The 10631-nt window shown below is 62.3% G+C and carries 7 protein-coding genes; 4 read left to right on the forward strand and 3 right to left on the reverse strand.

The window, feature by feature from the left end; translation table 11 throughout:
* Positions 1 to 158 precede the first annotated feature (158 nt).
* Positions 159 to 1373: an ATP-binding protein gene (locus EMO90_RS11885; protein WP_190972124.1), complete on the reverse strand. Its 1215-nt coding sequence runs from the start codon at positions 1371 to 1373 to the stop codon at positions 159 to 161.
* A gap of 167 nt (positions 1374 to 1540) precedes the next feature.
* Positions 1541 to 2833 carry an amidohydrolase family protein gene (locus tag EMO90_RS11890; RefSeq protein WP_223849870.1) on the reverse strand — a complete coding sequence of 431 codons (1293 nt, stop codon included), beginning with the start codon at positions 2831 to 2833 and terminating at the stop codon, positions 1541 to 1543.
* Positions 2834 to 2953: 120 nt separating this feature from the next.
* Here EMO90_RS11890 and EMO90_RS11895 point away from each other — a divergent pair, with 120 nt between their 5' ends.
* From EMO90_RS11895 to codA, 3 genes are all read left to right on the forward strand, one after another.
* The gene (locus tag EMO90_RS11895; RefSeq protein WP_150355124.1) at positions 2954 to 4477 is read left to right on the forward strand and encodes a PucR family transcriptional regulator; all 1524 of its coding nucleotides are present in this window, start codon (positions 2954 to 2956) and stop codon (positions 4475 to 4477) included.
* Positions 4478 to 4592: 115 nt separating this feature from the next.
* Positions 4593 to 6074, forward strand: coding sequence for a purine-cytosine permease family protein (locus tag EMO90_RS11900; RefSeq protein WP_150355123.1), 1482 nt, complete (start codon positions 4593 to 4595; stop codon positions 6072 to 6074).
* 154 nt (positions 6075 to 6228) lie between these two features.
* Complete coding sequence (codA, locus tag EMO90_RS11905) at positions 6229 to 7467, forward strand: cytosine deaminase (RefSeq protein WP_150355122.1); 1239 nt, start codon at positions 6229 to 6231, stop codon at positions 7465 to 7467.
* A 47-nt stretch (positions 7468 to 7514) separates the two neighbouring features.
* On the opposite strand, the gene EMO90_RS11910 is transcribed toward codA, so the two are convergent.
* A complete protein-coding gene (locus EMO90_RS11910) occupies positions 7515 to 9206 on the reverse strand; it encodes a UvrD-helicase domain-containing protein (RefSeq protein ID WP_223849869.1) in 1692 nt (563 codons plus the stop codon).
* A 410-nt stretch (positions 9207 to 9616) separates the two neighbouring features.
* Here EMO90_RS11910 and EMO90_RS11915 point away from each other — a divergent pair, with 410 nt between their 5' ends.
* Entirely contained in the window at positions 9617 to 10258 is a 642-nt protein-coding gene (locus tag EMO90_RS11915; RefSeq protein WP_150355120.1) for a hypothetical protein, read from the forward strand.
* Positions 10259 to 10631: the final 373 nt, after the last annotated feature.

Genomic DNA, 10631 nt, shown 5'->3' on the forward strand with positions numbered 1-10631 from the left:
TTTCCGAACCCGGTTGCTAAGGCCTGGCGCGGTGATGGTACTGCACTCGATAGGGTGTGGGAGAGTAGCACGCCGCCGCAATATTTCTTTGTTTGGCCCGGAGGGTGTTTGCCCTCCGGGCCTTTTTCATATTCGGAACGCGAACGCGCCCCGTCCCGCTATTCACCGCGCTTTTCGAGCAGCCAGTCTATGATGTTCACGCCCCGGATGCCATCGCGCGTCTGCGGGAATTCGTCCAGGCTGAGAACGTATTTGGGCCAGTTGTCGTCGAGGCCGTCGAATGCGCCGAATTCACGATCCGCTGTCTGCTGCGAACCGACGAGGTATGAGACTTGATAGTAGGCGGTCTCGCCGCCGCACCGGGCGATGAAGTCGATCTCTTTGCCGCCCACTTTGCCCACGCGGACATCGTATCCTCGCCGTCGAAGCTCCATGTAGACGATGCCCTCCAGAACCTGATCGATCGCGGTGGCGTTGTCGAGCCCTATGGCTCCGCGCAGTCCCTGATCGACCACGTAGTATTTCTCGTTGATCTTCAGCGCGCGCTTGCCCACTGCGTCCTCGCGCGGGACCCGATAGATCAGGAACGCCCGGCATGCGGCATCGAGATAGCTGGCGATCGTCTCGGCCGATATCCGGCGCTGCTCGCTCTTCATGTAGGCGGCGATGTTCGCAACGGTAATGAGATGCCCCTCCTCGCCGATGGCATGGCGAACGACCCGTTCCAAGGCATCCGCATCCCTAACGCCGGCATGGCGGACGACGTCCTTGAACAGGATGGTCGAGAACAGGTCGCTGAGATATTGCATGCCGGCCGCTTGATCGAACGCCAGATCGGTCTGGAAGGGGAATCCCCCCTGCGTCACGTATCGCCTGAACGCGGCACGCTCGTCGATCGGGCCGACTGATTGCCGGTACGCTGCAAGGAACTCCGCGAACGAGAATGGGTACACATCGATGGTGATGTATCGGCCGGTGATGTAAGTGGCCAAATCGCTGGAAAGCATGCGCGCATTCGAACCGGTTAGGTAGATGTCGGCGTCGTAATCGACCATGAAGGATCTCACGGCCTTCTCCCAGTGCTCCACCTCCTGGATTTCGTCGAGGAACAGGCGGATGGGCCCATCAACCGCGCCCAGCCGCTCACCGACGTACCCCACGAGGTCGTCGGCGTTCCTGATGCCGGCGGTCGCGCTTGACTCGAAGTTCAGATGGAGCATGGAGCGTTCCGGGGCACCATCGGCCAGCAGCTGTTCCCTGATGAGCTTGAGCAGTGTCGATTTGCCGGATCGCCGGGCTCCCACAAGAACCTTGATGATGTTCTTGCCGATGAAGGGGCGGATCCGATCCATATATGCGGGACGTTCGATCATGCGGAACTCCTTCCGATCACCGGCAAACCATAATCGATTCCTTATGCCCATGATCTACAGAAATCGATTATAACCGATTTCTGAAGTATTTTTGCCATCAAAATCGACTATGATGATTTTCCTGAATCGCTACCCGCAGCGCATGATGCCGATCGGCGTTCGCAACGTTACCTGAGCAGCGGAATCTCCGAATCGATCGTGGTCTTGCTGGTGAACAGGGTCCGACCGTTGCGCACGGAGCGCAGGATGCCGCAGCGCTCATAGACCGCATCGAAGACGGTGGGCGCGTCGAGCACGATGAAGTTCGCCGGCTTGCCGACCTCGAGGCCGTACTGGTCACGCAAATGCATGGTGGTGGCGCCGTTGATGGTGAGGAATTTGAGCGCGTCGTCGATCTCGGGGAAGCTCATCATCTGCGCAAGATGGAGCACGTAGTCGAGAATGATCATCATGTTGCCGTTGCCCAGCGGGTACCACGGGTCCTGCATGGAGTCCTGGCCTAGGGACACGTTGATGCCGGCGTCGGTGAGCTCCTTGACGCGGGTGATGCCGCGGCGCTTGGGGAACGTGTCCTGGCGGCCCTGCAGATACAGGTTCTCGGTGGGGGCGCATGCGAAGTTGATCTTCGCGGCTTTGAGCAGCTTGGTCAGATGGAAGAAGTAGCTGTTGTCGGTCGATCCAAGGGAGCAGGTGTGGCTGGCGGTGGTCATCTCGCCGATGCCCTCCGCGTACGCGAGGGCGCTGAGCAGCTCGACGAAGCGGGAGTTCGGATCGTCGGTTTCATCGCAGTGCACGTCGATGAGCTTGCCGTATTTGGCGGCCAGCTCGACGACCTTGTGCATGGAACGCTCGCCGAACTCGCGGCAGGTCTCGTAGTGGGGAATGCCGCCCACGCAGTCGGCACCCATCTTCAGGCCCTCCTCGACCAGCTCGTCGCCACCCTTGTATGAGTACATGCCCTCCTGGGGGAAGGACACGATCTGGATGGTGACGATGTCCTTCAGCTCCTCCTTGAGCTCAAGCAGCGCCTTGAGGGAGGTGAGGTTCGGATCGGTCACGTCCGCGTGGGAACGGATGTACTGCACGCCATGATGCACCTCCATGGCCACGGCCTTGCGGGCGCGTTCCTTGACTTCATCCACGGTCAGGTCGGACTTCGTGTCGCTCCACCGTTGGATGCCCTCGAACAGAGTGCCGGTTTCGTTGACGGCTCCGGGCTTGCGCGCGGTGAACACGTAGTCGAGGTGCAGGTGCGTGTCGCAGAACGGCGAGCTGACCAGCTTGCCTCCCAGATCCACCGTCTTTACGCCGGACAGGTCATAGCCCTGGGCGGGCAGGCTCTTGTCGAGATCCTCGCCGATGGCGGCGAATAAGCCATTCTCGACGAGCAGCTCCTGGGGCTTGTCGCTGCCTGCGAATCGTGCGTTGGTGTAGAGCGTGGCTGCGCTTTCGGATGCCATTGCGATCATCTCCCGTAATCAAGGATTGCATTGCCGTGATGGCTGCCAGTATCGGCATGCGCGGTTGCCGCTGTGTAAAGTGAAGACGTTGGCTTTCTGAGATGAATTGGACGTTTTGTCATGTCAGTAACGATGTGGGATGTGTTCCGCGATCCGGTGTTCCGCCAGTGCGACCCCTTGATCGCCGCGGGTCGGGCGGGACTGGATCATGAGATTCGTTGGGCGTACACACAGGAGCGCTACGACGTGACGAAGTTCCTGTCCGGCGGTGAGCTGCTGATCATCGAGGGCAGTTCTCTGGCGGCGCTGGACGATGCGGCATTGCAAGGCTACATCGATGCGTTGGCGGACGCCGGCGTGAGTGGGTTGGCCATCGAGCTGGTGGATTACTTCAGGGACGTGCCTAGCGCGATCGTCAGCGAGGCCGACTCCAGGGGCCTGCCGGTCATCGGCATGCGAAAACGCGCGCCTTTTGTGGACCTGTGTCAGGAGATCAATACCAGAATCGTGCGTGAACAGATGCTGGCCAACATCGAGATGGACACTTTGTCCACTTCATTACGGCGTAGATTGGCCGATGCCGCATCGGCCAGCGACGTGGCGTCCGTGCTGTACCGCGTGCTGGGGGAGCCGATTGTCATCTTCGGTACGGACTGCGGCATCGTCGCGTCCGCCGGTATGGATGGCGAGGCGCTGGCCGACCTGTGGAGGGAATGGTCGTTTCTGATGATTTCGGTGCGATCAGGCGGCGTGACCGTGGCCACGGTCGGTGTCTCCCAGCGGTTCAGCATCATCGGTCTGCCCGTGCGCGATGTCATCCGCGCTGAGCTCGACCGCTGTCTGCCCTCGTTCATCCCCCAGAGCATTGAATTCAAGATCCGTATGAAGCTGCTTGCAGGGGCCCGTGACGGCGTAAGCGCCAAAGATGCGGAGATCGTCGAGTCTGAGGAGATGATGGGCGCACTCGGATTCCTCAAGGGATCACGATGCTTCGTGTTCGCCCTGGTGTTCTCGGCCCCCGGCATACGCATCCCGCGCTTTGCCGCCGAACTGCGCGACAAGGCGCGGCACGATGGCGAGAACGGTCGCACCGACGTACTGTTCCTGATGGAAGGCAACGCCATATATGGCTGTTTCCTGTCCGATGACGCATATGCGACAAGCGCGGGGTTCAACGAAAGCTGCCGAACCCTGCTCACCACGTTCCTGTCCCTCGATGTGTGGGTTCTCGCCGGCGTGGCCACGACCGGGGCCGCCGGGCTGCTCAACGGACTGACGATGGTCAGGTACGCGGTCGCCCACGGTCAGCCGAACTGGGGGCACATCACACCGTTGAACGATGGCGTGTATAGCCGGATGTTGGACATCGAACGCACCGATGACGCCGTGGACATGCTCATCGGCCAGATCGCGGGCCGTCTGCTGCCCGGTGACGCCATGCTCGTGGACACGCTTCGTGTGCTCGCCGAAAGCGACGGATCCAAAACTGAGGCGTGTACCCGTCTTGGTGTCAAACGTCAGACGCTGTACAACCGACTTGACAAAGTGACGGAACTTACGGGGATCGAGCAGCGCGATCACAAGGCTTGGAATTCCTTGCTTACCGTCGCCCGTCTGATCGCCGCTCGCAGGAATGGACAATGATCGGCGATTGACGAAACGTCAACACGACTGTTGCATGGTCTTAACAGTCGCTTCACTGATGCGAAAACGACGCGGCGGATCGTGACAGTCACCAACGAATAGGAAGGTGACGATCATGAGCAGTGCAGTCGCTATAGGAAAGATCGGCGAGGATGTCGCGGATGCCTCGCTGCGCCCGGCGCCATCCGCCGACGGTACGGATGCGAACTGCGAGGACTTCCTGCAGGCGGTCCCGCAATCGGCCAAGACCACCAGCCTGTGGGGCCAGTTCTGGACCTGGTTCGGCGCCAACGTGGCCCCGATCAACTGGCTGCTGGGCGCGCTCGGCGTGCAGATGGGCCTGGGCCTGTGGGAGACGTTCGCGGTCATCCTCGTGGGCAACCTCATCGGCATGTCCGTGTTCGGCGTCATGGTCCTGCTCGGCCAGCGCACCGGCCTGACCGCCATGCTCCTCGGCCGCCGCGTGTTCGGCCGCTACGGCAACTACCTGCCCTCCGCGATCCAGGCGATCGTGGTCGTCGGATGGTGCGCCATCAACACGTGGGTCGTGCTCGATCTGGTGACCGCCCTGCTCATGAAGGTCGGTCTCGTGGACTCCATCGAGGGCCACTTCGCCCTCAAGGCCGGCATCGGCGCGTTCGTCATGGTCATCCAGGTCATCGTCTCCCTGTTTGGATACAAGGCCATCTCCACGTTTGAGAAGTGGACCGTGCCGCCCACCGTGGCGATTCTGCTGGCCATGACCATCGCCGCCTGGGGCTTCATGGGCATCGACTGGAACTACGCGGGCACGCTCACCGGTACCGGAACCGACAAGATCGCCGCCATCTCCTCCGTGATGACCGCCATCGGCATCGGCTGGGGCTTCACGTGGCTGACTTACGCATGCGACTATTCCCGCTTCGTGAGCACGAGCGTGCCGAAGCGCAAGCTGTTCGCCGCCAGCTCCCTCGGCCAGCTCGTCCCCGTCGTCTGGCTCGGTCTGCTCGGCGCGACCCTCGCGACCAAGTCCGGCAGCATCGACCCCGGCCAGCTCATCGTCGACAACTTCGGCGCGCTCGCCATCCCGGTGCTTCTGCTGGTGCTCCACGGCCCGATCGCCACGAACATCCTCAACATCTACAGCTTCACCCTGTCCGTCCAGTGTCTTGACCTGAAGGTCAACCGCCGCGTCCTCAACGTGTTCGTCGGCGTGTTCGCCTGGTTCGGCGTCTGCCTGTTCCTCAGCCTCAACGACATCGGCAACACGCTCGATGGCTGGCTGTCCGCCGTGGCCGGCTGGACCGCCGTATGGGCCGGCGTCATGTTCGTCCACTTCCATGTGGTCGAACGCATGCGCGACGATTTCACCTCCGTGCTCGGTCGACCCGGCTCCGACGGCATCCCGGTCGTTCGCTGGCAGTCCCTGGTGGCGTTCTTCGCCGGCCTGTTCATGAACTGGATGTTCAGCTACGGCAGCCTGCTGCAGGGCCCCGCCGCGGCTGCGATGGGAGGCGTCGACCTGTCCTGGCTGTTCGGCATCCTCACCTCCGGCCTCGTCTACTATGCGCTCGCCAAGGCCACTTCGCTTTCCGAGACCAATGCGGCGCTCGACTGATCGCCAGCCATCGCCGAATCTCACATGATGCGCCCTGCGGAACCGCTGCACTGCTCAATGCGTTCCCGCGGGGCGTACGCTTTTTTCTGAAATCACCACCCACGCATCCGCCGACCTCCGCATACGGCGTCGGCGTCCCGGAAAGGACCGGATCATGCTCATCCGCAACGTCCACATCGAAAACTCCCCGGACAGCTCCGACATCCGTGTCGAGAACGGCCTGATCGCCGGGATCGGGCCGAACCTTGTCCCGCAGGCCTCCGACACCGTGATCGATGGCCGCGGCGGCGTCGCCCTGCCGCCCTTCGTGGACCCGCACGTCCATCTAGATGCCGCCCTGACAGCGGGGGAGCCCGAGTGGAACGAGACCGGCACCCTGTTCGACGGGATCCGCATCTGGTCTGAGCGCAAGAAGTCCCTGTCCGTTGAGGACGTCAAGGCTCGCGCCCGGCGCACATTGGAGATGATGGCATCCCACGGCATCCAGTACGTGCGCACCCACGTGGATGTGACGGATCCCGACCTGACCGCGCTGCATGCCATGCTCGAGGTGCGCGACGAGGTCGAGCCCTTCATGAGCCTACAGATCGTCGCCTTCCCGCAGGAGGGCATTCTCTCGTTTCCCGACGGCAAGTCGCTCATGGAGCGCGCCGTCAGGGAGGGCGCCGATGTGGTGGGCGGCATCCCGCACTTCGAATTCAACCGCGACTACGGCGTCGAATCGCTCCGCTTCCTTGTGGATCTCGCCGAGCGATACGGCCGTCTCGTCGACGTGCACTGCGACGAGATCGACGATCCCTCCTCTCGCAACCTCGAGGTGCTCGCCACGCTCGCCCTGGAAACCGGCCTCGGCTCCAAAGTGACCGCGAGCCACACCACCGCCATGGGCTCCTACAACGACGCCTACACGTACAAGCTGTTCCGCCTGCTGAAGATGTCGCGCGTCAACTTCGTGTCCAATCCGCTGGTCAACATGCACCTTGGCGGCCGGTTCGACACCTATCCCAAGCGCCGCGGGCTGACCCGCGTCAAGGAGCTCAGCGAGGCCGGCGTCAACGTAGCGTTCGGAGAGGACGATATCCGCGATCCGTGGAGCCCACTCGGCGCCGGCAATATGCTCGACGCCGTGCACATGGGCGTTTACGCCGCCCAGCTCATGGGATACGGGCAGATCATGGACTCCTACCGGTATGCGACCGTCAACGGCGCCAAGGCTCTCAATGTACCGGAGAACGAGTACGGCATCGCCGTGGGCAGGCCGGCCAGTCTGATCGTTCTGGACGCCCCGGACTTCTACAATGCGCTCAACGAGCACGCGGAGGTCCTCTACAGCATCCGCCGCGGCCGCGTCATCGCGGAAACCGCGCCGCGCAGCACCACGCTGCACCTGTAAAGAGCCGTTTGCGTATGAGCCGTCGCCCGGAGACCTGCGATTGCGGTCTACCGGGCGTTGCGGGTGAACGCGCATGCGGGCCAGGCGCTGCAACCCCAGAAGGAGCGGGACGGGTCCCCGTCGGCCGTTCGCAGGGTCAGGGCTTCGCCGCAGTTGGGACATTGCGGGGCGAGCTTGACACCCCGTAATGCGTTGGGACAGTAGGCGCGCAGTTCGTACACGAATCGTGATGGGCGGGTCGTGTCCACCAGAAGGAACAGCTTTTTCCTGCAGCGGGTCATGGCAACATAGAACAGTCGGCGCTCCTCCGCATCGGGGAATGATTCCGCTTCGGGCAGCAGCAGTCCGATCGCCGGCTCCTCCGGGATCGCGCTCGGGAATCCCTTTGCGCCTCCCGAGCAGTTGAGCAGGAACGTGAAATCGCGCTGCAGGCCCTTCGACCGATGCACGGTCATGAACGTGATGTCCAGATCGGGGCGATCCGCGAAGGTCAGACGGCCATCGTCGCCATCCTCGGTTCCCTGTGCGGGGACGAATAGGCGGTTGCGGTCATTGCGGCGGATCAGATCCAGATCGGTGCGGTATCGGCCAAGCAGCAGCACCGTGGCGCGTTTGGGCAGTTTGGCCAGCTGCCCGGTGAGCGCTTCGAACAGTTCCGTCCCATCCGCGCCGCCCAGGGCCTTAATCGAATGATCCCTAGCATCCGGGTTTGGGCCGGTCAACTGCTTGGCATACAGGTGGGGATCGGCCATCGCGAATCGTCCGCTCGCTTCGATCAGACTCTGCTTGAACCGGCGTGTGACGGTGATGTGGAACAGTCTGGTGAGCCCCCAATCGGCCCATGCATGGTCGAAATCGAGGATCAGCCGCACGTCTCCGCCCGCAAACCGGTAGATCGACTGCCAGTCGTCGCCGACGCAGAACAGGCTGAAATCCGATTGCTCCCTCAGCGCGCGCAGCAGCTGGTATCGGGGTTGTGACATGTCCTGGTATTCGTCCACCAGCACGTAGCGGAACGCGTGCCTGTACCGGCCCGAGCGCACATGATCGACGGCCTGGGCGATCATGCCGGGGAAGTCGACGCTGTGATGCTCCTCCAGCAGTCGCATATAGTCGGCGTACAAGGGCGTGATCAGACGAATCATGGCCTCATTGCGGTCCTGCGATCGGCCTCCGCGTGCCCGGTTGAGACGTCGCAGCGCATCCGGCGTAAGCCCGTTCGCGCGCATGTGGCGGATGATGGTCTGCGCCGTGTCGATCAGCTTGGATGCGTGCGTCGCATACAGGGGGTCGGCGGGGATGCCCGCATTGGGCTCGCGTGCCCATTCGCGCAATTTGGCGGCCGCGGGCGAAGGCATCAACGACAGCACGAGACGGCGGTAGACCATGTCCTGCGTCTGCAGGGTTGCGAACGTCTGCTGCATCGCCTGCGACAGGCGGCCGGCGTCCGCCACACGCACCGGGCCGGACGACGATCGGCGGCAGATCTCCAACCCCAGGCTGTGGAACGTACGGGCCTGTACGCGATGCCCGGTCTGCGCGTGGATGCGTTCGGCCATCTCCTGCGCGGCGGCGCGGGTGAACGATAGCGTGAGGATCTCATCCGGTTTGGCGCGCCCGGTGTTGATCAGCCATGTCACGTACCCGTTGATCGTGGTGGTCTTGCCTGTCCCGGCTCCGGCGAGCACCAGCGTGTTGCGTCCGGCCCCGGCGATGGCGGAGACCTGCTCGTCGCTCAAATCGTGGCCCTCGATGGCGCCGATCGCTTTGCGTGCTGCATCGAGTCTTGCCGTGGACGGCCGGGGATGGGCCTTGAGTCTTGGCCGGGCGGAATGGGATGCGGAGCCGCTGGGCGTTGGTAGGGCTGCCGCCCGGGCTGCTGTTGTGGTGGATCGGGCATGTCCGGAAGGAGACTGCCGGCCTGCTTTGCGTGTGGCGCGGGTGCGGGCGTGGGCACGGTCAGACGCGGTTTGCCGCGCATGCTCCGACGGTCCGAATATCGCGCGGATCAGCCAAACGATCAGTCCCATGGCAAGCCTTCCCGTGCGTTTCCTGTATGCAAACGTCCGTCATTCTAGCGGACCTTGATGAGAATGAGCATCAAAATGAATATGGAAGAATCATTGATTATTCAATGTAGAATGAAGCTATGAGTGCTTTTGTTGCCCAGCCTGATGATGCGCGCGTCGCGTGGCTGCGTGCACATGTCGCGGGTCTTGCGGACGGTCTGGATACCGGATCCACGCTCGATCCTGACGAACCGGGGCAGATGCGGCATATCGGCGCGGATCTTTGGGTGCCCACCAGCATGGCCGCATTCAATTTGCCTGTGGAGAGCGCATCCGGCCTTGTGATTGAGTCGATCACCGTCGCATATGCGCTCGATGCCGATGATTTCGCCGTTTCACATCTCGCATTCGGCGCAGTGGATGACGGACATGATCCCGCCGGCATCGATGGACTGGCCTTGCGTCAGGTGCCTGTCGAGCGTCTTAAGCGCAGAGTGATCGGCAAGTGGATCCTGCGTGACAGGGGACCGGAGCCGGAGGATGGCGGGCCTCGGTGGGAATCCTGGCATGGTGTTGGGCAACCGCGCGCATCGCGTCGCGGTGCATCCCGTCTGGACCTGATCTACACGGCGCGCGTGTATTGCGCGGCGCGATACGGGGAAGGCGATGCGCACGAGGCGGTGGCGCGCGCATTTTCGATCAGCAAGGCCACGGCCGGCCGCTGGATCGCCAAGGCGCGTGACGAAGGATTCATGGAGGGGCTCGAGCCGGACAGGGCATAGATCAGATCCGTATCGGATCCAAAGCCCTGTGGATTGACATCCTGCCAACCGCCTCGTTTCTGGTCGCGACCATTTTTGAGCGCTCGGCAGGCTGTTTGCGACACGCCGTTGTTTTGTTGTGTTTTCAGTGGTTTTGGTGGTGTTGGTTGGGGTTGGGTTTGCGTTGGGCGGGGTTGTGGTGTAGGTTATTCCCTTGCTGCCGGTCGGCGCCTGGTTCCCTGGTTTTCATGGTTTCCTGGGTCGTGCCGTGTGTGGTGGTTTGAGAACTCAAGAGTGTGTTTGTACTACTTTATGCTTGTATTTTTCTGGTTTGCCAGTCCGGTTCCCGCCTGACATCATTGCTGGTGTCGGGTCCCTTGAATGGGTTGAAGCG

The organism is Bifidobacterium vespertilionis (assembly GCF_008698145.1).
GTDB classification, from domain to species: domain Bacteria; phylum Actinomycetota; class Actinomycetes; order Actinomycetales; family Bifidobacteriaceae; genus Bifidobacterium; species Bifidobacterium vespertilionis.